This is a genomic window from Pseudomonas sp. NPDC088890 (genome assembly GCF_044900155.1).
GTDB lineage: Bacteria > Pseudomonadota > Gammaproteobacteria > Pseudomonadales > Pseudomonadaceae > Aquipseudomonas > Aquipseudomonas urmiensis.
The window spans coordinates 485071-508685 of record NZ_JBJDNG010000001.1; the positions used below are offsets into that span (position 1 = coordinate 485071).

Genomic DNA, 23615 nt, shown 5'->3' on the forward strand with positions numbered 1-23615 from the left:
CCGCCCCGCAACTTTTTTCTTGGGTGTTCTCGTACATGTTCAGACCCTTGCCCTTGTTCATCGGTGCTCGCTACACCCGTGCCAAGCGCCGCAATCACTTCATCTCGTTCATCTCCACGACCTCGATGATCGGCCTGTCCCTGGGCGTGCTGGCGATGATCGTGGTGCTGTCGGTGATGAACGGCTTCCAGCGTGAGATGAGCTCGCGCATTCTCGGCTTGGTGCCGCATGCCAGCATCCTTGGCGTGCAACCGCTGGATGATTGGCAAAAAGTCGCCGATGCCGCGCTGAAGAACCCGGCAGTGATCGCCGCGGCGCCGATTACCGAAATGGAAGGCATGCTGTCCTACAAGGGCGCGATGCAGCCGATTCAGGTGGGCGGTATCGACCCGGCCGAAGAGGGCAAGGTTTCCATCGTGGGTCAGCACATCGTCCAAGGTAGCCTGCAAGACCTGGTGCCGGGTGAATACGGCGTGGTCATCGGCGAGCTGACAGCGCGACGTTTCCGCCTCAATACTGGAGACAAACTGACCCTGATCGTTCCTGAGATCAGCAAGGCGCCGGGCGGTATCACTCCGCGCATGCAGCGCCTGACTGTGGTTGGCATCTTCAAGGTTGGCGCCGAACTGGATGGCTCGCAGGCCTACATCAACGTCGCTGATGCCGGCGAGATGCAGCGTTGGGCACCGGGTAGCGTGCAGGGCGTGCGGCTCAAATTGCATGACTTGTATGCCGCGCCGCAGGTGTCCAAGGCAATTGCTGCGCAGCTGGGGGCGGCCTATCACGCCGATGACTGGTCGCACACCCAAGGCAGCCTGTTCAGCGCCATGAAGATGGAAAAGACCATGATCGGCCTGCTGCTGATGATGATCATCGCGGTGGCGGCGTTCAACATCATCGCCACCTTGGTGATGGTGGTGAACGACAAGGGTTCGGACATCGCCATCCTGCGCACCATCGGCGCCACGCCTGCGCAAATCATGGGGACGTTCATGGTCCAGGGCAGCTTGATCGGTATTGTCGGCACCTTGATCGGTGGCGTGCTTGGGGTGATTGCCGCACTCAACGTCAGCCAGATCGTTGGCTGGCTGGAGCGGGTCAGTGGCCAGCATATCTTCACATCCGATGTGTACTTCATCAGCAGCCTGCCTTCGCAGTTGCAATGGACTGATGTGGCAATAATCTGCACGGCAGGGTTGGTGATGAGCTTCCTGGCGACTATCTATCCGGCGTACCGCGCTTCGCAGATCGAGCCGGCCATGGCGCTGCGTTACGAGTGATGGATTGGGGGCCGCTTTACGGCGGCCCCGGTCATCCCGGTAGGTTGATCACAAATCGCGTCCAGCCACCCTCACATTCCGCCCGAATCCCCCCGCCATGCGCCTGGACGATCGACCGGGTAATCGCCAGTCCCAAGCCCGCATGCTCGCTGCTGCCTTCCCGTCGCGCAGGATCAGCCCGGTAGAAGCGATCAAACAAGCGCTGCAACGCCCCCGCCTCAATCGCAGGCCCGGTGTTGGCCACTGTGATACTCAACCCCGCAGCCAAGCTCACCTTGATCGTGCCACCTTGAGGGGTGAAGCGCAGCGCATTGTCCAGCAGGTTGGAAAGCGCCCGCCGCAGCATGTGCCGATCGCCCTCGATCGTCGCCGCGCCCTCGCGTAGCAGTTGCACGTCGCTTTCCTCGGCCAGCGCAGCGTAGTAGTCGAGCAGGGCATCGACCTCCGCAGCCAAATCCAGCGGCTGGCGGTTGGGCATCAACAAGCCATGGTCAGCCTTGGCCAGGTAGAGCATGTCGTTGACCAGTTGGGCCATCCACTGCAGCTCTTCGAGGTTGCCATGCAGCGCCTCGCGATACTCTTCCAGGCTGCGCGGACGGGTCAGGGTGACCTGGGTGTGGGTCAGCAGGTTGGACAGCGGCGTGCGCAGCTCATGGGCGATATCGGCAGAAAATGCCGAGAGCCGCTGGAAGGCGTCATCCAGACGCTGCAGCATGGCGTTCACCGTGCTGGCCAGCTGCGCCAATTCTTCTGGCATCTGCGCCACCGGCAGGCGCGTGGTCAGGGACTGGGCACTGACGCTCGCCGCCACTTCGCCGATCTGTCTTAACGGTCGTAGCCCGCGCCGCGCGGCCCAGGCGCCGAGCAGGGCGGTGGCCAGTGCCGACAGGCCGACGGTGAGCCAGATCAGTCGCTGCATGCCCTGCAAGAAGTGTTGGTGGTGGGTAATGTCGAGGAACAGGGTCAGTTGCGCGGCGTGCTCAGCGTGCTCATCGAGCGGCACGGACAGGCTGCGGTAATCGACGTTGTCGGCACGCAAGGTGGCCAGGCCAGGTTGCACAGCATCCTCAGGCAGCCCTGGGCGACTCTGGAACCACAGCTCGCCTTCGGCGCCACGAATACGCAGCGCGAGATCGGCCTGGTGGCTGAGTTCTCCACGCAGCGCTGGCAGTCGGGTGGCCAGTTTGTCCACCGAGTCGACCCCGGCCAGTTGGCTGCGCAACTGCGACAGGCGGGCGCCGAGCAGTTGTTGGTCGAGTTCGATGAAATGGTGTTTGCTGGCATGGCTGAACAACAACCCGGCAGTCAACGACACCGCCGCGGTGCAGGCGGCGAACAGCAGGGCCAGGCGGCTGCCCAGCGACAATTGGCGCATCAGTCCTGGCGCTCCTCAAGTACGTAGCCCATGCCGCGCACGGTGTGGATCAGCTTGTTGCGATGGGCATCATCGATCTTCAGGCGCAAGCGGCGGATGGCGACTTCGATGACATTGGTGTCGCTGTCGAAATTCATGTCCCAGACCTGGGAAGCGATCAATGACTTGGGCAGTACCTCGCCTTGGCGACGCAACAGCAGTTCGAGCAGGGCGAACTCCTTGGCGGTAAGGTCGATGCGCAGGCCGGCGCGCTCGGCGCGGCGACGAATCAGGTCCAGACGTAAATCGGCGAGGGTCAGCGTGGTGTCAAGGCTAGGGCTGGCACCGCGTCGTAACAGGCTGCGCACGCGCGCTAACAGCTCGGAGAAGGCAAACGGCTTGACCAGGTAATCGTCCGCGCCAAGTTCCAGGCCGTGCACGCGATCCTCCACGGCATCGCGTGCGGTCAGAAACAACACTGGCGTCTCCAGGCCCGCCTGGCGCACGGCTTGAAGAATCTGCCAACCGTCACGGCCAGGCAGCATCACATCGAGGATCAATAGCGCATGATCGCCGGTCAGCGCCAGGTGCAGGCCGGTTTCGCCATCGGCGGCAAGCTCGGTGGCGAAGCCTGCTTCGCTCAGGCCCTGGCGCAGGTATTGGCCGGTCTTGGCCTGGTCCTCGACGATCAGCAGTTTCATGCACGGTCCTTCTCAAGTTGAAGCCCATCGCCCGGCTGGATGCGCTGGCGTGCGGAAATGATACGTGATGGTTTTGCCCTTCGCCCAAGCTGACAAAGTTGTAATCTTCCTGTCAGCTAGCCGCCAGTCATTGCCCCATAAAGTCGCTTCATCATCGCTGTAACCCCGGAGTAGATATGAAACACCCGCTCATCGCCGCCGCCCTCGCGCTGTTCAGCCTACCTGTGCTGGCTGATAGCAGCCATGGCTTGGCCTTTGGCGAGCCAGCCCCGGCAGCCAAGGCCACGCGCACCATCGAGGTTGTGCTCAAGGACATTTCCTTCGAACCGAAAAGCCTGCAGGTAAAAGCCGGTGAAACGGTGCGCTTCGTCCTCATCAACCAAGGCCAATTGCCCCACGAGTTCAACCTGGGCGACAAGGCCATGCACGTCGAGCACCAGAAACAGATGATCGCCATGCAGGGCAAGCTGTTTACCGCCGGGATGAATCACGAGGGCATGGACCACAACCAAATGGGCCATGGCGAGCACGGCCATGCGAGCGGCAATACGGTACTGCTGCAGCCTGGTCAGCGCGGCGAGTTGACCTGGACCTTCCGCACCTCGGCACCGATCGAATTCGCCTGCAACGTGCCCGGCCACTACCAGGCTGGCATGGTCGGGCCGTTGACCATCGAGTGACTTGCTGCCCAAGGCGGGGTGCAAAACCGGTAGACTAGGGGCAGTTTCGAACTTTCAGGTCAGATTCCATGCACCCCGCAGCCGAACACTCTCCGCTGGGCAAGTCCAGCGAATACATCTCTACCTACACGCCATCGCTGCTGTTCCCCATCCCACGCCTGGCCAAGTGGGCCGAGCTTGGGGTCAGCGGCGATGCCCTGCCATGGCAGGGCGTCGATTACTGGAACTGCTTCGAGCTGTCCTGGCTGCTCCCGTCGGGCAAGCCGGTGGTAGCCATCGGCGAGTTCGCCATACCGGCAGATTCACCGAATATCATCGAGTCAAAATCGTTCAAGTTGTACCTCAACTCGCTGAACCAGACGGTCTTCGCCTCTACCGATGAGCTGCAGGCGTGCCTTGAGAAGGACCTGTCGGCTGCGGCTGGCAAGCCGGTAGCGGTGCGCGTGCGCACCCTGGCCGAGGTTGAAGGTGAGGGCGTGGTGGCGCTGCCGGGGCAGTGCATCGATGGTCTGGATGTGGCGATCAGCAACTACGAGCAGCCACAACCACAGTTGTTGCAGTGCGATCCGCAGCGGGTGGTGGAGGAGGCGGTTCACAGCCATCTGCTCAAGTCCAACTGCCCGGTCACTGGCCAGCCTGACTGGGGTAGCGTGGTGGTGGAGTACAAGGGGCTGGCGCTGGATCATGCCAGTCTGCTGACCTATCTGGTCAGCTTCCGCCAACATGCAGACTTCCATGAGCAGTGTGTGGAGCGGATCTATCTGGACCTCAAGCGCTTGCTCAAGCCGGAGTATCTGACAGTGTATGCGCGCTATGTGCGCCGGGGGGGGCTGGATATCAACCCGTATCGCAGCACTGGGGCGATCAGTCCGAACAATCTGCGACTGGTTCGTCAGTGACAATGTAGGGGCCGCTTTGCGGCCCCTACATTGTTGCGCGGGTTTAGATGCCCATGCTGTGCAGGCTATTGGCGATACTGCGCAGGGTGGCAGTCAGGTCCGGGTGTTCGACTTCAAAGCGCTCGACCGCCAGGTTGAAACCATCAGCCAGGTTGTTGTCCGGCGTAGCTTCCTCAAGCTTCAACTGAGCTTCGATCTGTCTGGCTTCTTCATGCAGCGCGGCCAACTCTTCTTCCGTGAGCGGCACATTTCGATCCAGTTGCTCGCGCAGGCTGTTCAGCCGCTCTTGCAGTTCGCGGGCAGGCATTGGGTGTTCTCCCTCTATGGCTTGGCAAAGCATGGACCTCGGCAACTAGGCAAAGGTTCTCACCTGTCTTCAAGCGTAATCCACTCGCCGCTGCTTTGCATGATCCGCGTCAATCACCCTGTGTCAGGGTTTTTCGCCCTTGCGCCGACGTTGGGCGATGTCCGCCAGGCAGGTATCGAGTGCTTCCAGATGATCGATTACCGAGTGCACGCCCAGGCTGAACAGCTCAAGGGTCGCCTTGCCTCGCGCGAGCTCGCGATCTTGCGGGTTCATGGCTTGCCACTGGGTCGAGGAAAGATCGCACGAGGGGCTACAGGCCGCCAGGCCTACCGTCCACAGCCCAGCGTTGAGCCCGCACCGCAGCAAGCGCGGGTCGCCGCTGACCACCACGCAACCGTCTAGCTGCTGGCTTTGCAATTGCATCAGCGCGTGCCAGCAGGCGTTGGGCGCAGGCCAAGGGGGAGAGGCGGTCAGCTGCCCCGGTAGCCACTCAGGCAGCACACTGGCCAAGCGCTCGCCTTGGGCGGTGTTGAGTTCATCGAGCCAGATGCAGGGAATGCGTTGCTGACGCAGGCCGGCTAGGGTTTGCAGGGCGCCGGGGGCGGGGAGGGGGTTGCCCTCGGCTGGCTGGACCAGGCAGCTGCGCAAGCCGAAGAGCACAGCGGTGAAGGCGGGTGCGTCGTGCATGGTAACGTCCCTGAAATACTGCGCAGGCTATGCGTCGATTGTTACCGTGGGATGACTTCGCAACAGATGTTCACAAAATGTTGAGCAATAATGTGTAAGGCTGTTTATCAGCCAGCGACCCTTTATACTGTCGCCTTCTTAAGCAGCGCACCAAGGCGCCTGCGACCGTGAAATCCGATGGAGAAACATCTATGCATAGGATCGGTGCCGGAGTGATCGAGCGAATCACCCACGCCTGTGTCTGCGCCAGCCTGCTATTGGCGCCCGTGGCGGCCACCCAGGCGGCGACCGAAGAAGATCCCTGGGAGGCGGTCAACCGCCCGATCTTCAGGTTCAACGACACCCTTGATACCTATGCCCTCAAGCCGCTGGCCCAGGGTTACCAGGCGATCACCCCGCAGTTTCTCGAAGACGGCATTCACAACATCTTCCGTAACCTGGGCGATGTTACCAACCTGGCCAACAATGTCCTGCAGCTCAAGCCGCACGCGGCTGGCGTGGATACCGCGCGGTTGATCGTCAACACCACCTTTGGCCTGGGCGGTTTCTTCGACGTCGGCACCAAGATGGGCCTGCAGCGCAACGACGAAGACTTCGGCCAGACCCTGGGTTACTGGGGCGTAGCCAGCGGCCCGTATGTGGTTATCCCACTGCTTGGCCCAAGCACCGTGCGCGATGGCCTGGCCAAGTATCCGGACACCTACACCGAACCCTACCGCTACATCGACCACGTGCCGACGCGTAACTCGATCATTCCCGTGGACATCATCGACACCCGCGCCAGCCTGCTGTCGGCCGAGAAGCTGATCAGTGGCGACAAGTACGTGTTCATTCGCAACGCGTACTTGCAGAATCGCGAGTTCAAGGTCAAGGATGGCGAAGTCGAAGACGACTTCTGATCTCAGTATTTTGTGAAACTGGGGCCGCTTCGCCGCCCTTCGCGGGCAAGCCCGCTCCCACAGGGTTCGACGCTGTACTGGTGGGAGCGGGCTTGCCCGCGAAGGGCGGCGAAGCGGCCCCTGTTTTTTCGTAACAGATCAATGCATCGCCAGAATCCGCAGGCCGAACTTCTGCTGGCCGCCAGGCTGATCGGCGATCCACACCACCTCGGTACTGGCGTGCAAACCCTTGAGCGCCGGGTGGTCGGAGTCAATGCTCACCTCGATCTGGTCGCCTACCTGGTAGCGTTGCGGGGCCTTGATCTGCATGCCGCTGCTGGACAGGTCCACGCATACCGCAGAAATCACCTGGCCAGCATGCAGCAGGCTGACCTGGGCATCGATTCGCATGCGGATGAAATCGCGCTTTTCGCTGTGATTACTGGGTGTCTGGTGCATGCATGATCCTTTCATCGGGTTGCGTTCTACGGGTTTCTTATAACTCTCAGCAATTTGCCCGGTAAAGTGCACTGCACCCGACCCTCGCATGCTTGAAACGCCTGGCGGATGGGAGTACCGTCTGCGCCTTACAGGGCACCTCTGCTGGTTGCCGGACAAGGGTTCTTGTCCTACAACTCAAAGAGTAGAGCAGCCAAAGAGTATTCCAGTAGTGCTCGTCGCTTTTCATGACGATCCTACGCCAACCCAATCCGGCGCCGTTCGCCCACATGCAGAAAACCAGTGCAACGCTGCTGATCATCGATGACGACGACGTGGTCCGTGCGAGCCTCGCCGCCTATCTGGAAGACAGTGGCTTCAGCGTCCTTCAGGCCGGCAATGGCCAGCAGGGGCTTCAGGTCTTCGAAGAACACCAGCCCGATCTCGTGATCTGCGATCTGCGCATGCCGCAGATGGGCGGCCTCGAACTGATCCGTCGGATCAGCGAGCTGGCCCCTCAGTTGCCGGTGATCGTGGTGTCCGGTGCCGGTGTCATGAGCGACGCCGTCGAGGCCTTGCGCCTGGGCGCTGCCGATTACCTGATCAAGCCGCTCGAAGACCTCGCCGTCCTCGAGCACTCGGTGCGCCGCGCCCTCGATCGCTCACGCCTGGTGTTGGAAAACCAACGCTACCGCGACAAGCTGGAAGCGGCCAACCGCGAGCTTGAGGCCAGCCTGCACCTGTTGCAGGAAGACCAGACCGCCGGGCGCCAGGTGCAGATGAACATGCTGCCCGAGAGCCCGTGGGTGGTGGATGACTTCGCCTTCGAGCACCAGATCATCCCGTCGCTGTACCTGTCGGGTGATTTTTCCGATTACTTCCGCGTGGATGATCGGCGCATTGCGTTTTACCTGGCAGATGTCTCCGGCCATGGTGCCTCGTCGGCGTTTGTCACGGTATTGCTGAAATTCATGACCACCCGCCTGCTGTTCGAATTCAAGCGCGGCGGCAAGATGCGTGATTTCAAACCCTCGGAAGTGCTCAGCCACATCAACCGTGGGCTGATCAACTGCAAGCTGGGCAAGCATGTGACCATGGTCGGTGGCGTGATCGACCAGGATACGGGTCTACTAACCTACGCCGTCGGTGGCCACCTGCCGCTGCCGGTGCTGTACACCCCAGGTCAGGCCCGCTACCTCGAGGGCCGCGGTCTGCCGGTTGGCTTGTTCGAAGAGGCAACCTATCAGGATGTGGTCATGGAGCTGCCCGAGCAGTTCAGCCTCAGCCTGATGTCGGACGGCATACTGGACCTTTTGCCTGGGGACACGCTCAAAGATAAAGAAGCTGCCTTGCCGGATATCGTCAAAGCAGCGGGTGGCAGCCTGGATGGGCTGCGCCAACGTTTCGGATTGGCTACGCTTGGGGAGATGCCGGATGATATCGCCCTATTGGTGTTGAGCAGGAACCTTCAATGAGTACCGGTAGAATCCAGTTCGCCGAGCAGAGCGGTACCTTCGTACTGAAATTCGTCGGTGAAGTGCGCCTGACCCTGTGTTCGGCCTTGGATGCGACGATCGAGAAGATCTTCACCGCGCTGAACTTCTCGGCCATCGTCATCGACTTGACCGAGACCGAAAGTATCGACAGCACTACGCTAGGCCTGTTGGCCAAGCTGTCCATACTGTCCCGGCAGAAGGTCGGCCTGTTGCCGACCGTGGTCACCACCAACCCGGATATCTCGCGCTTGTTGCAGTCGATGGGGTTCGATCAGGTGTTCAACATCGTCGATCGTCCAGTACCCTGCCCAGAGTGCCTGACCGACCTGCCATCGCAGGACCAGAACGAAGACGTAGTGCGCTCCAAAGTGCTCGAGGCGCACAAGATCCTCATGGGCCTCAACGATTCCAACCGTGAAGCGTTCCATGACCTGGTGAGCGCGCTGGAGCGGTCATGATTCGAAGCCGCTCACACATGATCGCGGCAATCCAAACCCTGTGATCACCGCGCCCCTGTAGGCGCGGGCTTGCCCCGTGAAGGCGTCAGCTCAATCACCGCCCAGTCCGCCAGGCTCACTGATCCCGGACAAACTCATTCGCCGTCGAGCCATCGGCATTCAACTGAAACACCCGCTCCGGCTGCCCCTGCGCATTGAAAAACACCTGCCCCAGGCCGGCGCTATTCCACAAGCGCTCGCCAGCCTCACTGCGGCTCGGCAAGCGCGGCGCCACTTCCATCAAGCGCCGCTTGGTAAACCAGTTGAGCGGTGAGCGTGGCGAATACAGCCAGCGATTAAGCCTGTCGAGCACATCCAGCAAACGCTTGGGAAACTCGTTCTTGATCCCGCTGCTGGTGATCTGCCACAGGTGCGGATTGCGCTGGCGATGGCGGATCATCACCTCATAGACGAACGAATAGTGCACATCCCCCGACAGCACCACGTAATGCCCCGGTGTGCGCGAATGGCGGAAGATATTCAGGATCACCTGCGCAGCACCGCGGTGGGCCATCCAGTTTTCCGCATCCACCAGTAGCGGATAACCGCACCAGCTAAATACCCGCTGCACGGTTTCAATCAGCTTTACCCCGAAGATCGGCGCCGGTGAGACGATAATCGCCGACGGGTGATCGAGCAGCGACTGCTGCAGTTCACTCAGCGCCTCCCAGTCGAGCAAGCCGGAAGGCTTTTTCAGGCTGCTCTCACTGCGCCAGCGCCGGGTGCGGGTGTCGAGCACCAACAGCGGCGGATTGCTCGGCAGATCGTACTGCCAGCCCTGAAAGCGCAGCAGTTCGCCAATCAGGGTGTCCTGAGCCTGTTTGTTCAGATGCCGCTCGATACTGTTATCGCCCAGCGTCGCGCAGTGTTGGACCAGTTCTTTGCAGCTATCTGGATCGTTGCCCCAACCCTGGCAGAGCAAGTAGCCGAGCAAGGCATTACCGATGATCCGTCGCGAAAACGGATGGCCGTAGGCCGTTTCTTCCCATTGCGCCGAAAGGTTCCAGTCGTCGGTAATATCGTGGTCGTCGAAGATCATCAGGCAGGGCAGGTGCGCCATTACCCGTGCCACCTGGCCAAGGCCAACAGCGAAGGCTTCGATCAGCGGCAGCTCTGCGTGGTAGCGCGCCTGCCGCTGTTTGGTGAGACCCTCGGGCATGTTCATGTCTACCAGCGCCCACGGCGTCGGCGACCAGACCAACAGATACATCGCCATCACCTCAGCGAAGGTCACCAGGTGGTTGTCGGCGTTGCTCGAGGAGAAAATCGGCTTGCGCTTGCCGCCGAAGAAGCGTTCGCGCAGGCTCTCGTTGCTCTCCTGAGCCGGCAGCAGGTCGGCGCGGTGGTAATAGCAAGCTGGATGGCGATACAGCGCTGTGCTGTCGTCGACCAAGGCGCCGTCCAGCGCTTCCTCGAACAGGCCCAGGCGCTCGATCAAACGATGGATGGCGCGCAGCATCGGGCCGGCGACATCGTCGGCATAGACCTGGTCGCCGCTCATCAGTAACAGGGCAGGGCGCTGCTCGGGGCTGGCGCAGTCTTGCAGTAGCCGGTCGGCGCAGAGCAGGCCGTCGGCAGCCGGATGATGAGGCTTACGGCACGAGCCGTGGAGCAGCTGTTCGATCCGCTCGCGCAAGACCACGCTTGGCCGGCTGGCGCCGGGATACAGCAGGTGCGGCGCCCAGGCGGCAATGCCTTCACCGGTGCTCAACTGCAGGTCGTATTCAATCGCCACGTTGCACGGCAACGGGGTGTCGAAGTGGACATCCAGCAGGTGTACGAATGCGTGCGTACCCATTGCAATCACTTGGCAGTCAACGCTCGCCTGGATGCCTGGGCAGTCGAGAATAAAGCGCGGATCAAGCGGTTGCGAACCGACCAGCCAGATGGCCAGGCGCTGGGGTTCCAGGCGGCGCAGCACAGGCCCGGCCAAGACGGGGGGGAGGAGATCGGCAGAGGGTGTCATCGACAGCTCAAATGGGTAGCAGCAAGCCAAGCCCGCCCCCGCAGGATACGCGCAGTCCCTGTAGGAGCGGGCTTGCCCGCGAAGAGGTCAGCAAATTCAACACAACATCCGGACTTGTAAGCAATGGGCGCAAGATGCTCGGCACTTTGCGCCCGTCAGGCAAACCCGATTTGTATCAGGCTTTTTCTGCCAGCAGTGCTTCCAGCTTTTCCTGGTCCCGGGCGAACTGGCGAATCCCCTCGGCCAGCTTCTCGGTACCCATTGCATCTTCGTTCATCGCCCAACGGAACTGGCTCTCGCTCAGTTGCTGTTTGGCCTCGCCTTGATTGCCTGGCTTGAGGATGCGCGGCAGCTCGCCCTGATCATCGCTCAGCTGTTGCAGCAGTTCAGGGCTGATGGTCAGGCGATCGCAGCCAGCCAGGTGCTCGATCTGGCCGATGTTGCGGAAGCTCGCGCCCATCACCACGGTGTTGTAACCGTTGGTCTTGTAGTAGTCGTAGATACGCGTGACCGACTGCACGCCTGGATCTTCGGCGCCGACGTACTCCTTGCCGGTACTTTTCTTGTACCAGTCGTAGATCCGTCCTACGAACGGCGAGATCAGGAACACCCCGGCATCGGCGCAGGCCTGGGCTTGGGCGAAGGAGAACAACAAGGTCAGGTTGGTCTGGATGCCTTCCTTCTCCAGCTTCTCGGCAGCGCGAATGCCTTCCCAGGTCGAGGCCAGCTTGATCAGCACGCGATCGCGGCCGATGCCAGCGCCATCGTACAGCTCGATCAACTGACGGGCCTTGGCTAGCAGCGCAGGCTCATCGAACGACAGCCGTGCGTCGACTTCAGTCGAGATCCGCCCCGGAATGACCTTGAGAATCCCCGCGCCCACGGCTACGGCGAACTTGTCGCAGGCCAGGTCGACATTGCCCTTGCTATCGGCCTTCACTTGCTTGAGCAGATCGGCATAGCCAGGGATGGCTGCGGCCTTGAGCAGCAGCGACGGGTTGGTGGTGGCATCGACCGGCTTGAGCCGAGTGATGGCGTCCAGGTCCCCGGTGTCGGCGACCACGGTGGTGAACTGCTTGAGTTGTTCCAGCTTGGAGGTCATGGGCGTGCTCTGTCCTGTGCAATGACTCGACATTACCCGACCCCCGACGGCCGCTCAAGGGCCGTCAGAGTGTCAGGCACAACCATCGCGAATTCACGCAAAACCCTGTAGCAGCGGGCGTGCCCCGCGATGGGCTGAGTACCAGCCTCGGGATCGACGGCCGTACCGAGATCCCCAGGCTATACGAAAGGTGAAGCTTCGAGTCAAAACCCAGCCCAGGGTTCCGCCCGCTTGCTTGATGCACGCATTGCGCGACCCGCGAAGAGGCCAGCCCAGCCCCCACTCATCTTTGGCAATACCCTAGCTCAGCGACCCTGCAGCAATTCAGCAGCCTGATCCAGCACCGCCAACGGCGCGTCAGTCTTGTGAATATCCGCCGACAGCAATTGGCGGAACCGCCGCGCCCCCGGAAAGCCCTGGCCAAGCCCGAGAATATGCCGCGTTACATGGTGCATGGCGCCACCGCTGTCGATATGCGCAACGATGTAAGGTCGCAGCCGCTCCATCGCCTCACTGCGGCTAACCACCGGCGCGTCACTGCCAAACAGCTGCTGATCCACTTCGGCCAGCACATACGGATTGTGGTACGCCTCGCGCCCCAGCATCACCCCATCGAAGGTCGTCAGGTGCGTGCGGCACTCATCCAGCGTCTTGATCCCACCGTTGAGCACGATTTCCAGATCCGGGAAGTCCGCCTTCAACTGCGCCGCGACGTCATAGCGCAGCGGCGGGATCTCCCGGTTCTCCTTGGGCGACAGACCCTCAAGAATCGCAATCCGCGCATGCACGGTGAAACTACGGCAGCCCGCCTCGCGCACCTGGCCGACGAAATCGCACAGCTCGGCATAGCTGTCACGCCCGTTGATACCGATGCGATGCTTGACGGTAATCGGCGTCGCCACCGCATCACGCATGGCCTTGACGCAATCGGCCACCAGTGCCGGGTGGGCCATCAGGCAGGCACCGATCATGTTGTTCTGCACCCGGTCGCTGGGGCAGCCGACATTGAGGTTGACCTCATCGTAGCCCGCCTGCTCGGCCAGCCGCGCGCAGGCCGCCAAGTCAGCCGGCACGCTACCACCCAGTTGCAGGGCCAGCGGGTGCTCGGAGACGTCATGGCGCAGGAAACGGTCGGCGTCGTTGTGCAGCAGGGCGCCGGTGGTGACCATTTCGGTGTAGAGCAGGGTGTGCTTGGAGAGCAGGCGCAGGAAGAACCGACAGTGGCGGTCGGTCCAGTCCATCATCGGTGCAACGCTGAAGCGGCGGGAGGGCTCAGGGCGCGTGCTTTGTGGCTTTGAGGCTGATTCTAGGGGCATTCGGGTCTACGCATTTTGGCACCATTTTCCTGGGTTTTCGGGCGTTTCTGGTGTGACAGTGGTACGATGTACCACCGTCAGTAACCCTTGTACCACCGGAAGCTATGGCAACGATCAGAGCAAGGAAAAAGGCCGATGGAACGGTCAGTTATACCGTCCAAATCCGCCTCAAGAAAAAGGGTGTCTTAGTCTACCAAGAAGCCCAGACCTTCGCCCGTAAGCAGGCTGCACAAGCCTGGGCGAAGCGACGAGAGACAGAGTTGGCGGAACCGGGTGCGATCGAGCGTGCCAACCGTGGGGGCACGCGGTCAAGGACATGATTGATCGGTATTTGGTCGAGGCCGAGAAAGCCCGGCCGCTGGGTAAGACGAAGCGACAGACCCTCTTGGCCATCAGTGGCACGTATTTGGGGGAATTGGTCGACTCTGATATCTCTCAGCAAGTATTGGTGGACTACGCCCTGTGGCGTATGAGCCCTGAAGGAGGCGGCGTTAAACCGCAGACGGCGGGCAACGATTTGGCCCACCTGGGCTCAGTACTCTCGCTTGCCAGAGCAGCGTGGGAATACGAGATCAACCCGCAAGCTATGCCCGATGCGCGCCTTGTGTTGAAGCGACTCGGCTACAACATGAAAAGCCGCGAGCGGGACCGTCGGCCTAGCCTGCAGGAACTCCATGAAGTGCTTGAGTATTTCTTCGATATGTTGGGACGTCGACCGACGGTCATCCACATGCCAAAAGTCGTGGCGTTTGCCATTTTCTCTACGCGCCGTATGGACGAAATCGCCCGGATCTTGTGGGAGGATCTAGACGAGCATCGTCAGGCGGTGAAAGTTCGGGACATGAAAAATCCTGGACAAAAGATCGGCAACGATGTGTGGTGCCATTTGCCGGATGAGGCGTGGAAGATTGTGCAAAGTATGCCGCGTCAGTGCGCCGAGATCTTCCCTTACAACAGTGAGTCAATAGGTACGGCATGGTCGAGGGCATGCAAGATGGTGGGCGTGGAAGATCTGCACTTTCATGATTTGCGCCACGAGGGTGTAAGCCGCTTGTTCGAAATGGATTGGGACATACCTCGGGTATCGAGCGTCTCCGGTCATAGGGATTGGAACTCGCTGCGGCGGTATACCCACCTCCGCGGACGGGGCGATCGATATAAAGAATGGAATTGGTTGGAGCGGATTGTACGGTCTCCGGTTACACTTGGCGCCCGGGCTGAGTAGTCGGCTTGGTAATGCGCAGAATTGTTCATCACTTTTGTATTCGCGTTGTCCGATCGTTTGCTCTCTAGCATTCGGTAAGATTGCCCCCGGCAATCGTCAAGCGGACTGCTATAATAAACGAGTGTCTGGAGTCTTTCGTGAGTTCTGATTTCGATGAAGGATCTTTCCCAAAAGCGCGTGGCTGGCTGCTTGCGTTCTCGTCCCTACTCATTGCTCTATGGTTTTTTGGTGCGGATCTCCAAGCTGTGTCAGTATTAGGCACCAAAATTGATTTCAGGAGGAATACCGAGCACGTCTGGTTCATCGCCTTTGCAATTAACGCCTATCTGTTGTTAAGATTCTATCAGCAGCAGCCGGATATATCGTATTCAGGCGTCAAGGAGTACAAAGCTTACTATGGCAATTATGTGCGCAATATTATGTTGTTGCTTAATAGGCGGTCAATTGAAAAGGAGGTGCTTCAACGTGGTAAGGGGAGCATTCCTTCTGCTCTAAAACATGGCGTAAGCAAGTGTGTTTTTGAAACGTCAGAGTACAAGCGTTTTACCAATCCTTCCGAGAAGCGCAGATACATCCGAGGCATGAAAGATGTCATCGTGACTCATGCTTATTGTGTAGTCAGTCATGAGAAAGATAGTGGGGTCGTAACTACGTCAACTTATCAGGTTGACCGCGACTGTCCGTATTGGCTGATTTGTCTGTGTGTATGGCTCTCTATGGTTAAGCTCTGGACCAAAACTTCGTACGCTACTGAGCACCTGTTTCCCTACATCTGGAGTGGGTTCGCGGCAGTGGTCTGCCTTTTCCGTTGGCACGCGGTGATTAACCCTTAAAGTCCTGGAGCTTTGAGATCCAGCTGAAGCTCTGAGCCTACATGACGATTGCAGTTTTCATACAAATGCGTTTATCTCTTTGCGAGCATATGCTCTTACAGACGAGAATGTATAAAAATGCCCCCCTTACTACGCAAGGCTTGGCGCCTTATTCGCAGTGCAAAAGTCACTACCTACGTCCTTCTAATGCTTGGCCCCATGTTTGTTCGCCCTCTTGACTTCGTCAGACAGCCAAACCAAATTCAGCCGGCATATGCGAGGATTCCAGGACTCAAAAGCGCGCCTTTGTTGGTCTCTGGCATATGTGCAGCTTCAGCCCAATCGATATACCAGTGGATGTTTTGGCTGGAAATGAGCAAGCCCGCTCCTGCGGTACCCTCGGCCGATTTGCTGCTGCGACTGCACAACACCGAAAGCTTATTATTCTGGGCGGTCTTCGCCCTGACTGCAATAATTGTATATGTCCTAGCGCTCTTGCGTTGGGCTTATCACTGCGGTTTTATTCATGTGCTCCGTAAATGGCGACCCGAGTTGAGTGGGCCACCACTTTTATATTTCGTGGTTACTACGGCGGCATGGGGATTATGGTTAGGTATCTATAGTGCGATAATTGTACGTGGTCTCTGGCAATGGAAAGCACAAGACGATATAGGCGAGTTAGTCTGCGCCTTTGTTCAATCACACCAAGGAAGCGCACTGGTAGTCCTGTTGATCATTGGTGTAGCCATGAGGTTCGCTGGGCGCAATAGTGAACGGGGTATGAAAGCCATATACGGGGGGTCTAGTTGGCTCTACGCCCTAGTCAGCATGTTCGCTATCGGCGTATTGGCATTGTTGGCGATTTTATTGGGGCAGCTGTAGTTCACTCTTGGAAGATAACGTATTGCGACAATGTAGATATCGTGCAGCTCGTCACATCGCCGGCGAAGTCGGCTTCCAAAATGGTTTCAGCCAACCTCAGAGCGTACTCCCGCAGCAATGCCTGTGAGGCTTGACGGTGAAGCCGCGCCTGCCTCTTACGATGGGCAGCTATCGCCCAAAACCGGTCGTCGAGTGGTCTTGTGGCTAGGGAGCCTCACTGATCACTCCAATCGCACGCTTAAATAAGCGCAGCCTGCTGCAGTTCCTTAGCCGCTTTGTGGACGGCCTGAGAGTTGTGCGCGAAAACAGTCGCGCAGCGAAGTCGATCGACATGACCATCGCGTCCGTTAGCCAGTAAGCTAGCCATTACATGGCTCTGTTCCATTGCAGCTTTGATTCTCAGAAACGGCTCTACCATCTCTGGCCGGGGGAGGTCCACAGGGTTTATTCCTCTTAGGGACAGTACCTGTGACTCGACAGTAGTAAGAATCTCCTCGTTTGTCTCCGCAACCTGTTGCTGTAGATCATTAAAGCTCATGAACAACAAGTTGCTCACCTCCGCCGCGCGCGTAGCAACCCCAACAACGAGATGGGAGACAACCAAATCCTTACTCTGGCGCTCCTGAGACTGCTGCCGCCCTTGCTTGTTCGCAATCAGAACCGCAGCCAGAACTGCTGCAATGGATCCAACTGCTTGTACCCAACCGGGGCTATCTCTATCGAGCACACCGAAATGCTCAAACACTCCTATTAGCAACCAGAGCGTCGGAATCCCGAGGGCCAATAGCCACAGCCAATACACGGTGAATAGACCTATTTCGCGAGAAACTGATTGCCACTTACTCACTGGCCGCTCCTGTCAAGTTTCCAGATCTGGAGGATGCCCTACATTTGCTCAACTCGTCTATGAATGTTTGCACCTACAGTTTTCAATTGCTGACATGACGTATGTGAACGGAATATTTACATATAGGCGCACCCAAAACTGACCATACGAGGTGCAGCCCTCCGGTTAGCCGGCCCGAAACGTCTTGTTCAACTGCGCACACTCTTTCCGCGCAGCATCCCGCTGCTGATCCAGGTAAAGCGCCAGATCGGAAATATGAATGCCTCGTGCGCTCTTCTGGCTCGTCTCGAGTCGGGTGATAGGCAGCTGGATCTGGCCGGCTAGAACTTTGCGCTGAAACATGTCAGGTGTAAGGTGGGTAAAATAATCTCTACAAACCTCCTCCAGCGGAATGATTGCTCTCGCATTGTACTGCGCCATTAGCATGAAAGCGGTATTCATGCGTGTCTCCCCATTGCCCGTTTCGCGGCCACATTGGCCATGTAAGTTGCCCATTTGTCATTCTCGCGCTTCTGTCGAATCTGGCTACATTTGGTGTGTCGTCGGGTCGATCTGCCTTTGCCGCAGACATCGCAGATGGCGGGCAGGTCGAGGCTATGAGATGCAATGGGTGGTCGCATGCGCTCAGTCATGGAGCACCTCGCGATCCATTCTTGCGGCGCTCCGACATCTGTACAGTACGTCGCTGCGGGACGACTGAAACAGTTGGTCAATGGAAACGGACTGAAGCCGTTGCTCTCCGTTCTGCGCTCCTTCAAGCCGGGTGCGGTACAGTCCAGCCCGGCCGAGCCAGGTGATGGCGCAGTGTTCCGAGTCTGACAAGGTGCAGTCATTGCGTTTGGGATGGGCGCCGTCGTAAGGATTAGTTGTGCGCCATTGATGCGCGTGCGTGCTCATGGGCCTCCTCCGTGCCATCTGTGATGGCGGTGGTTCTGCGCAGTTGGGCATGGACACGCTTTGCAAGCGCCTCGAGGCTGATGGCTTGCTCACCAGCTTGCTTCGCAACCTGAGATTTCAAAGCTGTCATGGTCCGTTCGGCTAGGCGTAGTGTTTCAATGGTTTGCATCAGGAAGGAGTAGTCAGACCTGGTCACCGGCACACCGGTGTGGGAAGGTGTTCGCTGCTCAAACTCGATAATCGTTCTCTTGAGGTTGGCTATGGTGCGGTGGTGCCCACACTGCTCTGCCTCGCGGCTGATCAGCAATTCGTCCAGGCGGGCACGCATGACCTGCCAGGACTCATCGGCTGGGCTCAGGAACCCTGCTTGCAGCAGGGCTGCTTCAATCGCCAGCGCCATGTGCTCAGAGGTGGCATAGGTTCCGGCTTGCCCGGCCAGTGTTACGTCCATGGCGGCGACAATGCAGCTGACGGCGGGGGTGTGCGTATACCCCTCGGCAGGCTGCGCGTGCGGCCGATCTCTAGCGATTAGCGTTGCATCAGCGAGCGCTGCCTCGCGCAGCTTGTCGTGGGGTATCAGCGCCTCGGCGGGGCTGATGAGAGGTTGAATAATGCCTGCTGCTTTGCAGCAGAGACTCTTTGTTTTCTGAGCGTCGATACTCCGAGCATCGCGAAGCGAAGCGGGAATAGCATCGCGGATTGCCCGCGCTACCGCGTACCCGCTTCCCTTCGGGGTCGAGATCTGTGGCGATGCCTGGACGCTGAAGCTGTTGTGTCCTGGGCGCGGCGCGGAATCAAGAAGCAAGCCGGGTTGGCGGTGGGCGCGACCTGCTTTTCTCCCAAGGAAATAGGCGTAGGTAAACAGCCCGATCACGAAGGCGCAGATGATGAAGAGGGCGACGACCTGTTGGGTGGTCATGGTTCTTACTCCTTGTAGTGTGCAGGCCGGTGGTGACGGCCCGTGCTGGTGTGTTGTTACTGCTTGTCTTGCTCGGTCTGCCGCGCTTGCTTTTCATCCGCCAGGTAGGCCCTGCTATCGATCAGCGCGGCAACGTGGCGAATGTGGGCGAACTTCAGCGCCTTCTGGCTGTTGTCCAGCGTGGTGATGGGCAAGCAGATCCGCCCAACCTTCAGCTGCTCGGCAAAAGTGTCTTCGTTGAGATTTCGGAAGTACTGCACGCGCACCTTGTCGAGCGGGATGAGCACGTCGCCGAAGGTCCGGTAGAGCAGTTCTACCGTGGTTGCGTCAGGTGCGTGCGGCAAGCGCAGCGCCAGTTGGTCAGTGGTGCTCATCAGGCTTCGGGCTCTCCCTGAGCTTGTGGCGTGACGGGTGGTTCCAGGTGATTTCGCAGTGTTTGCGTACCAGGCTCTGCCAGGCTTTGGGGACCTGCAGGAGTGCTGCGTTGCGCTCCGCGCGGGTCCTGAGCTGGAGAATCTCGGCGGCGTATTGCCTAGGCTGCATGACGCTTGTCTTCCGGTGGTGTCGGAAGCTGCAGCTGCAGGCGCTCTGCGAGCCAAGGGATCCCGGCCTGCTTTACGCGGGTCGACATGCTGTACTGCATGCCTGAGGTCGGGTGAAACCACTGTCCCTCTTTGGTCCGCAGATACTCTCGGTCCCGGGTTGGATAGCGAGGCAGGTTGCGCTCGGTCAGTAGCTCGTTCTCGCGCATCAAACAGATCAGTTCGTTGCGGCTGATCCCGAACAGCTTGGCGGTTTGTGCCAGGTTGCGTTCCATGGCTTCCTCCTACGCCGCGTCAGCCAGCAATTGATCGGTCGTAGACATGGCGGCGGTATCAACCTGGCCATTGGCGATCGCCTCGAGGTGGACTGCGATCTTTCTAGCACTGGAGAGGCTGTTCGCTGGCAGCCTCAGAGTATTCACCGTCGAGCCCATGCGGATCATCACATCGAGCTGGTCGAGATAGACCTCGGTCTGCAGCGTGGCCTTGGCGCAGGCACCGTTCGCCTCGTCGCGGAGGATGTGGGTGAATTGCCCGGAGAGGTTGGTCTGTGCTTTGAGGCAGGCGAAAGCGTTGTGGCTCAGTGCGTAGCTCATGCTGCATGTCCCCCACCGTCTGGGGGCACTGGGCGGGTAGCGTGTGCTGTCGCGGGGCGCTTTGTGGCGGCAAATTCGCAGCCGTGTTGCCGGGCTAGGCGGCGGATTTTGAAGATCAGATCAGTAGATGCAGCGGCCGGGTGGACGTGCAGAGATGCAGTGGTGTGCATGGTATGGCTTCACTCTGTGGTGGAAGAGTGAATCAAATATCAACCAACAATTGATAAAAGTCAACTGATGGTTGCTAAGCCATGGCTTGGGTTCTGTCAAATGGTTGCACGGCATGGTGGCTTTTTAGTAGCTTCCGGTTCTTGACTCTCACTGAGCGTTGATCATGGAAGATTTTTTGCCTACTAGTTTTTTCGAAGCATTGGGTGGTGGTCTTGCCGCTGTGGCGGTGATCGCCGGGGGGCTTTCGCTCTGTCCGTGTTTTCGAACCCACACGCTGAAATTACTGGCTATTTTTCTAGTCGCTTCATTAGCTTTGTTTGCGAATCATGTCTCGACATATTTCATAGCCATCTTTGTTATCGCAACTGGTGTAACTGAGCTGGAGTTTCTTCAAAACCTTGCTGCTATCATCAGGGGCAATAAAGATTACTTTGATTACAAGAAGAATCAGTTGTCAACTGCAGATAAGCTGGAGCTGCTAAAAAGAGAACTCGCTCAGGCTGAGGCGATTGCGCAGTCCGAAACAATCAATGTCGATCAGTCAGTTACTCAAGCGGAAGATTCGACAGTCCCTGATTCTCTTCATACTGCGCCGTCGGACGTTGATACCTCTGTGCAAGCACCGCGTGAAAGCGCCCCTCCAACTGGTCAGGCTCCCCAGGATATTGTGGAACCGAAGGTGACAAGTGTCGAAGATGCTGGTGAAGGTACTCACCGTGTCTTTAAATTGTCTCCACGAGAACAAGATCTAATGCGCGTGTATCAACTTGAATCCCAGGCCTTAGACCGGGCGGAGCTGATTTTCAATTCCGCTATCGAACGGGGAGTTTTGCTCCGTGGCAAACAGACGCGCATTGAGTTGGACGGTCTGATACCGGCAGGAAGCGGACGCACTGAAGATGTGGTGTTTGAGGTGAAGTACGTGAGGACCGGGCGGAACTTGATAATGCTGCTGAAGCATGTCGGCGAGCAGGTGCAGCGCATTAAAGCGGTGTATAAGGAAATCACTAACAAGTCAGTGACTGTTCATGTTATTTTGATTTTCGAGCCTGGTATTGTACTGACTCTGCGCCAGCGTAGGGAGATTCAGGCACTTGGAAGTGATGTCTCAATTTTTCAAGCTGATCAGTTGTAATGGTTTTTTAAGCTATTCTGGAATGAATGAACCCACAACCTTTCCGCAGATCAATGTTTCTTCAGTTATTGGTAATACCGGGTATTGTGGGTTGATTGGTCGCAGATATGCTACTCCTGCATCTTCTACAAGGACCTTGAAGGTAGCTTCATTTGTTCGGGGAATACTGGCGATCACGCGATCGCCGGTAGCAGGTTTTAGTTCGGGGTCTACAAAGATGATACAGCCCGCTGGATAACTCCTACCTGGGCCAGGGTTAGTCATCGAGTCGCCTCTTACTCTCAATGCGTAGCCACTTTTGCTAATCGACACCGGGCAAGAAAGCCATGATTCTGCTTGGGAGCTTTCAACATTTGAAGCAGAGTCACACCAAGCGCCGGCTTGGACCCACGAAATTAAGGGCACCTTTCCAAACACCCTGCCGATGGCTTGGACGTTGCCGCCATCGTCGAAAGCCATTTCCTGGTAACTCTCTCGAGGCATTACGCCATATTCAAGCCATTCACGTCTGACGCCAAGCCATTCGGCTAGGGCCGCAATGCTGTCAGCTTCGGGTATAGCCTCACCATTCAACCATTTGCTGATCGCCTGTGTCGTCTTCACAACGCCCAGATTTTTCAGGTGTTTATGCACATCAACGCCCCGGCCTCGCTGTCTTATCCCAGCTGCAGTCAGTGCTTCGTGTAAGCGGGAGCTGAATTCAGCTCGGATTTCATTTTTATCAACCATAGGTTGAGAGTCTCATAAGGCTTGCGCAATAGTCAGTTGATGTTTAATATCAACTGACGGTTGATTAAGGAGGCCGTCATGCTTGACCCGTTGGATTTCCCTAACGCCATTGCGTTTGCTTTCGAGGCGGCAGGAGGGATTGGTGCTGCAGCTAAGGTGTGTAATCGAAGCTATCAAGCTCTGAATAAATGGCGCTTGGCAGCTGCGTTTCCTCGGACCGAATACACTGGCGAAACAAAATATGCTGAGCGTTTAGCTGCTGCGGCCAGAGAGAGGGGTAATTTTTTCGATGCGAACTGGTTGTTAAAAGCTGTAGCACCGAACAGCACCACATCGAGGCAGAAAAAAGGCGGCCTTGAGGCCGCCCTTTATCCCCCTGCAAAACCACCACAGTAATGCTGGGCCGCGTTCAAGATTAGCGGGCACACCACATGCAACCACGGCCCTTGAACACGTACTCCGGGCATGGAGCCTGGAGGCCGCCATCTCCACCACAGATCAGGCGGCAGTTTTGCCAGGGGTAGTCGACGGATCGACACCCCGGCTTGGTGCCGGTATCCCTTTGGAGGTTTAACCGGCGTATGGCCTACTCAAGCCACGCGGCAAATGTATCACCACGACGCGCCGCTGGCACTGGCAACCTACAAGGATTAATGCCATGAGCCGAACTCCAATGAGCTGCATCGAGCGCGCCAAGCGCGAGGTGCTGCCGCTCGAACTCGCGCTGTACCACGCTGTACGTGACTATCCGGGTGGTGCTGCCGCCATCGCTGCTACCACCGGCCGCAACGCCACTACCCTCCAGCACAAGCTGTCTCCCACCCATCCGACCCACATCGTCAACGTCCAAGAATTCGGCGAGATCCTTGAGCTGACCAAGGATCCGCGGATCCTCGATTCGGTGCATGCCCTGGTCGGCGACACCATCTGGCAAGAGCTCTCGGACGCCTACAGCCATGACATTCCCGAAACCCTGACCATGGGCCTTGCGGCGTTCTTCCGCCAGGTCGCCAACCTGTCCGAAACCTGGGCGCGCAGCATCGGCGACGGCAAGGTCGACGATCAGGAGCTCGCGGAGATCCAACAGCAAGTCTTTCGGGGCATCCAGGGCTTGCTCGGCATGTACCGCCGTGCCGAATACGTCAACCAGACCACTCGGGGGGCGCGTCGTGGCTGATATTGCTGATTTGGCGAATGATCGCGCCCAATGGCACTTGGACTTGGCGCTGGCAGCCCGCAAGCCTGCCCCCGTGCGCGTC

The 23615-nt window shown here is 58.5% G+C and carries 25 protein-coding genes and 1 pseudogene; 11 read left to right on the plus strand and 15 right to left on the minus strand.

From position 1 onward, the window contains the following. The first annotated feature begins 35 nt into the window (after positions 1-35). Positions 36-1280, plus strand: coding sequence for a lipoprotein-releasing ABC transporter permease subunit (locus tag ACI2JX_RS02170; RefSeq protein ID WP_404689243.1), 1245 nt, complete (start codon positions 36-38; stop codon positions 1278-1280). A gap of 31 nt (positions 1281-1311) precedes the next feature. On the opposite strand, the gene ACI2JX_RS02175 is transcribed toward ACI2JX_RS02170, so the two are convergent. Both ACI2JX_RS02175 and ACI2JX_RS02180 read right to left on the minus strand, forming a co-directional pair. Continuing rightward, positions 1312-2655 (minus strand): heavy metal sensor histidine kinase, encoded by a 1344-nt coding sequence (locus ACI2JX_RS02175; RefSeq protein ID WP_404689244.1) that lies wholly within the window; start codon positions 2653-2655, stop codon positions 1312-1314. Further along, complete coding sequence (locus ACI2JX_RS02180; RefSeq protein ID WP_264235441.1) at positions 2655-3335, minus strand: heavy metal response regulator transcription factor; 681 nt, start codon at positions 3333-3335, stop codon at positions 2655-2657. The genes ACI2JX_RS02175 and ACI2JX_RS02180 overlap by 1 nt, the downstream gene beginning before the upstream one ends. Before the next feature lie 176 nt (positions 3336-3511). Between ACI2JX_RS02180 and ACI2JX_RS02185 the strand changes: the two genes are divergently transcribed. Both ACI2JX_RS02185 and queF read left to right on the plus strand, forming a co-directional pair. Then, positions 3512-4015, plus strand: a complete 504-nt coding sequence (locus ACI2JX_RS02185) for a plastocyanin/azurin family copper-binding protein (RefSeq protein WP_368971338.1) — start codon at positions 3512-3514, stop codon at positions 4013-4015. A 68-nt stretch (positions 4016-4083) separates the two neighbouring features. Further along, entirely contained in the window at positions 4084-4914 is an 831-nt protein-coding gene (gene queF / locus ACI2JX_RS02190) for an NADPH-dependent 7-cyano-7-deazaguanine reductase QueF (RefSeq protein WP_404689245.1), read from the plus strand. Positions 4915-4957: 43 nt separating this feature from the next. On the opposite strand, the gene ACI2JX_RS02195 is transcribed toward queF, so the two are convergent. Further along, on the minus strand, positions 4958-5221 hold the full coding sequence (locus ACI2JX_RS02195; RefSeq protein WP_209871096.1) for a DUF4404 family protein: 264 nt from the start codon (positions 5219-5221) through the stop codon (positions 4958-4960). A 123-nt stretch (positions 5222-5344) separates the two neighbouring features. After that, positions 5345-5908: a phosphonoacetaldehyde phosphonohydrolase-related protein gene (locus tag ACI2JX_RS02200; protein WP_404689246.1), complete on the minus strand. Its 564-nt coding sequence runs from the start codon at positions 5906-5908 to the stop codon at positions 5345-5347. 191 nt (positions 5909-6099) lie between these two features. Here ACI2JX_RS02200 and ACI2JX_RS02205 point away from each other — a divergent pair, with 191 nt between their 5' ends. Then, the gene (locus tag ACI2JX_RS02205) at positions 6100-6807 is read left to right on the plus strand and encodes a VacJ family lipoprotein (protein ID WP_186556354.1); all 708 of its coding nucleotides are present in this window, start codon (positions 6100-6102) and stop codon (positions 6805-6807) included. A gap of 138 nt (positions 6808-6945) precedes the next feature. Here the strand turns inward: ACI2JX_RS02205 and ACI2JX_RS02210 are convergent, their stop codons facing one another. Then, positions 6946-7245, minus strand: coding sequence for a PilZ domain-containing protein (locus tag ACI2JX_RS02210; RefSeq protein ID WP_264235445.1), 300 nt, complete (start codon positions 7243-7245; stop codon positions 6946-6948). Between the two features lie 269 nt (positions 7246-7514). On the opposite strand from ACI2JX_RS02210, the gene rssB reads away from it, so the two are divergent. Beyond that, positions 7515-8699: a two-component system response regulator RssB gene (rssB, locus tag ACI2JX_RS02215; RefSeq protein ID WP_264235614.1), complete on the plus strand. Its 1185-nt coding sequence runs from the start codon at positions 7515-7517 to the stop codon at positions 8697-8699. Beyond that, complete coding sequence (gene rssC, locus ACI2JX_RS02220; protein WP_186555062.1) at positions 8696-9178, plus strand: anti-sigma factor antagonist RssC; 483 nt, start codon at positions 8696-8698, stop codon at positions 9176-9178. Before rssB ends, rssC begins: the two co-directional genes overlap by 4 nt. A gap of 115 nt (positions 9179-9293) precedes the next feature. On the opposite strand, the gene ACI2JX_RS02225 is transcribed toward rssC, so the two are convergent. From ACI2JX_RS02225 to dusA, 3 genes are all read right to left on the minus strand, one after another. Further along, positions 9294-11183 carry an alkaline phosphatase D family protein gene (locus tag ACI2JX_RS02225; protein ID WP_404689247.1) on the minus strand — a complete coding sequence of 630 codons (1890 nt, stop codon included), beginning with the start codon at positions 11181-11183 and terminating at the stop codon, positions 9294-9296. 175 nt (positions 11184-11358) lie between these two features. Next, complete coding sequence (gene tal, locus ACI2JX_RS02230) at positions 11359-12285, minus strand: transaldolase (protein WP_404689248.1); 927 nt, start codon at positions 12283-12285, stop codon at positions 11359-11361. A gap of 305 nt (positions 12286-12590) precedes the next feature. Next, positions 12591-13601, minus strand: a complete 1011-nt coding sequence (gene dusA, locus ACI2JX_RS02235) for a tRNA dihydrouridine(20/20a) synthase DusA (RefSeq protein ID WP_404689249.1) — start codon at positions 13599-13601, stop codon at positions 12591-12593. A 104-nt stretch (positions 13602-13705) separates the two neighbouring features. On the opposite strand from dusA, the pseudogene ACI2JX_RS02240 reads away from it, so the two are divergent. Together ACI2JX_RS02240 and ACI2JX_RS02245 are read left to right on the plus strand one after the other, a co-directional pair. Further along, positions 13706-14826, plus strand: a pseudogene (locus tag ACI2JX_RS02240) (tyrosine-type recombinase/integrase). A gap of 137 nt (positions 14827-14963) precedes the next feature. Then, positions 14964-15659 carry a hypothetical protein gene (locus tag ACI2JX_RS02245; protein ID WP_404689250.1) on the plus strand — a complete coding sequence of 232 codons (696 nt, stop codon included), beginning with the start codon at positions 14964-14966 and terminating at the stop codon, positions 15657-15659. Positions 15660-16758: 1099 nt separating this feature from the next. On the opposite strand, the gene ACI2JX_RS02250 is transcribed toward ACI2JX_RS02245, so the two are convergent. From ACI2JX_RS02250 to ACI2JX_RS02275, 6 genes are all read right to left on the minus strand, one after another. Further along, entirely contained in the window at positions 16759-17367 is a 609-nt protein-coding gene (locus ACI2JX_RS02250; protein WP_404689251.1) for a hypothetical protein, read from the minus strand. Positions 17368-17532: 165 nt separating this feature from the next. Next, a complete protein-coding gene (locus ACI2JX_RS02255; RefSeq protein ID WP_404689252.1) occupies positions 17533-17808 on the minus strand; it encodes a pyocin activator PrtN family protein in 276 nt (91 codons plus the stop codon). 421 nt (positions 17809-18229) lie between these two features. Continuing rightward, complete coding sequence (locus ACI2JX_RS02260; protein WP_404689253.1) at positions 18230-19183, minus strand: hypothetical protein; 954 nt, start codon at positions 19181-19183, stop codon at positions 18230-18232. 56 nt (positions 19184-19239) lie between these two features. Continuing rightward, positions 19240-19557, minus strand: coding sequence for a pyocin activator PrtN family protein (locus tag ACI2JX_RS02265; protein ID WP_404689254.1), 318 nt, complete (start codon positions 19555-19557; stop codon positions 19240-19242). Positions 19558-19715: 158 nt separating this feature from the next. Beyond that, complete coding sequence (locus tag ACI2JX_RS02270) at positions 19716-20000, minus strand: phage antirepressor KilAC domain-containing protein (protein WP_108480055.1); 285 nt, start codon at positions 19998-20000, stop codon at positions 19716-19718. A gap of 9 nt (positions 20001-20009) precedes the next feature. After that, on the minus strand, positions 20010-20321 hold the full coding sequence (locus tag ACI2JX_RS02275) for a hypothetical protein (protein ID WP_404689255.1): 312 nt from the start codon (positions 20319-20321) through the stop codon (positions 20010-20012). A 334-nt stretch (positions 20322-20655) separates the two neighbouring features. Between ACI2JX_RS02275 and ACI2JX_RS02280 the strand changes: the two genes are divergently transcribed. Further along, complete coding sequence (locus tag ACI2JX_RS02280) at positions 20656-21627, plus strand: hypothetical protein (RefSeq protein WP_404689256.1); 972 nt, start codon at positions 20656-20658, stop codon at positions 21625-21627. 12 nt (positions 21628-21639) lie between these two features. Here ACI2JX_RS02280 and ACI2JX_RS02285 read toward each other — a convergent pair whose 3' ends face one another. Beyond that, the gene (locus ACI2JX_RS02285; RefSeq protein ID WP_404689257.1) at positions 21640-22356 is read right to left on the minus strand and encodes a S24 family peptidase; all 717 of its coding nucleotides are present in this window, start codon (positions 22354-22356) and stop codon (positions 21640-21642) included. Positions 22357-22434: 78 nt separating this feature from the next. Here ACI2JX_RS02285 and ACI2JX_RS02290 point away from each other — a divergent pair, with 78 nt between their 5' ends. Together ACI2JX_RS02290 and ACI2JX_RS02295 are read left to right on the plus strand one after the other, a co-directional pair. Further along, on the plus strand, positions 22435-22752 hold the full coding sequence (locus tag ACI2JX_RS02290; protein WP_404689258.1) for a hypothetical protein: 318 nt from the start codon (positions 22435-22437) through the stop codon (positions 22750-22752). Between the two features lie 262 nt (positions 22753-23014). Continuing rightward, the gene (locus ACI2JX_RS02295) at positions 23015-23533 is read left to right on the plus strand and encodes a phage regulatory CII family protein (protein ID WP_404689259.1); all 519 of its coding nucleotides are present in this window, start codon (positions 23015-23017) and stop codon (positions 23531-23533) included. The last annotated feature ends 82 nt before the right edge of the window (positions 23534-23615 follow it).

Bases quoted from the DNA above. Each gene is read 5' to 3' on its own strand.
- ACI2JX_RS02255 (WP_404689252.1), bottom strand. From the start codon at position 17,808: ATGAATACCGCTTTCATGCTAATGGCGCAGTACAATGCGAGAGCAATC.
- ACI2JX_RS02180 (WP_264235441.1), bottom strand. From the start codon at position 3,335: ATGAAACTGCTGATCGTCGAGGACCAGGCCAAGACCGGCCAATACCTG.
- ACI2JX_RS02205 (WP_186556354.1), top strand. From the start codon at position 6,100: ATGCATAGGATCGGTGCCGGAGTGATCGAGCGAATCACCCACGCCTGT.
- ACI2JX_RS02210 (WP_264235445.1), bottom strand. From the start codon at position 7,245: ATGCACCAGACACCCAGTAATCACAGCGAAAAGCGCGATTTCATCCGC.
- ACI2JX_RS02285 (WP_404689257.1), bottom strand. From the start codon at position 22,356: ATGGTTGATAAAAATGAAATCCGAGCTGAATTCAGCTCCCGCTTACAC.
- dusA (WP_404689249.1), bottom strand. From the start codon at position 13,601: ATGCCCCTAGAATCAGCCTCAAAGCCACAAAGCACGCGCCCTGAGCCC.
- ACI2JX_RS02260 (WP_404689253.1), bottom strand. From the start codon at position 19,183: ATGACCACCCAACAGGTCGTCGCCCTCTTCATCATCTGCGCCTTCGTG.
- ACI2JX_RS02290 (WP_404689258.1), top strand. From the start codon at position 22,435: ATGCTTGACCCGTTGGATTTCCCTAACGCCATTGCGTTTGCTTTCGAG.
- ACI2JX_RS02200 (WP_404689246.1), bottom strand. From the start codon at position 5,908: ATGCACGACGCACCCGCCTTCACCGCTGTGCTCTTCGGCTTGCGCAGC.
- ACI2JX_RS02265 (WP_404689254.1), bottom strand. From the start codon at position 19,557: ATGAGCACCACTGACCAACTGGCGCTGCGCTTGCCGCACGCACCTGAC.
- rssC (WP_186555062.1), top strand. From the start codon at position 8,696: ATGAGTACCGGTAGAATCCAGTTCGCCGAGCAGAGCGGTACCTTCGTA.
- ACI2JX_RS02195 (WP_209871096.1), bottom strand. From the start codon at position 5,221: ATGCCTGCCCGCGAACTGCAAGAGCGGCTGAACAGCCTGCGCGAGCAA.
- ACI2JX_RS02175 (WP_404689244.1), bottom strand. From the start codon at position 2,655: ATGCGCCAATTGTCGCTGGGCAGCCGCCTGGCCCTGCTGTTCGCCGCC.
- queF (WP_404689245.1), top strand. From the start codon at position 4,084: ATGCACCCCGCAGCCGAACACTCTCCGCTGGGCAAGTCCAGCGAATAC.
- rssB (WP_264235614.1), top strand. From the start codon at position 7,515: ATGCAGAAAACCAGTGCAACGCTGCTGATCATCGATGACGACGACGTG.
- tal (WP_404689248.1), bottom strand. From the start codon at position 12,285: ATGACCTCCAAGCTGGAACAACTCAAGCAGTTCACCACCGTGGTCGCC.
- ACI2JX_RS02185 (WP_368971338.1), top strand. From the start codon at position 3,512: ATGAAACACCCGCTCATCGCCGCCGCCCTCGCGCTGTTCAGCCTACCT.
- ACI2JX_RS02280 (WP_404689256.1), top strand. From the start codon at position 20,656: ATGGAAGATTTTTTGCCTACTAGTTTTTTCGAAGCATTGGGTGGTGGT.
- ACI2JX_RS02170 (WP_404689243.1), top strand. From the start codon at position 36: ATGTTCAGACCCTTGCCCTTGTTCATCGGTGCTCGCTACACCCGTGCC.
- ACI2JX_RS02275 (WP_404689255.1), bottom strand. From the start codon at position 20,321: ATGAGCTACGCACTGAGCCACAACGCTTTCGCCTGCCTCAAAGCACAG.
- ACI2JX_RS02270 (WP_108480055.1), bottom strand. From the start codon at position 20,000: ATGGAACGCAACCTGGCACAAACCGCCAAGCTGTTCGGGATCAGCCGC.
- ACI2JX_RS02295 (WP_404689259.1), top strand. From the start codon at position 23,015: ATGAGCCGAACTCCAATGAGCTGCATCGAGCGCGCCAAGCGCGAGGTG.
- ACI2JX_RS02225 (WP_404689247.1), bottom strand. From the start codon at position 11,183: ATGACACCCTCTGCCGATCTCCTCCCCCCCGTCTTGGCCGGGCCTGTG.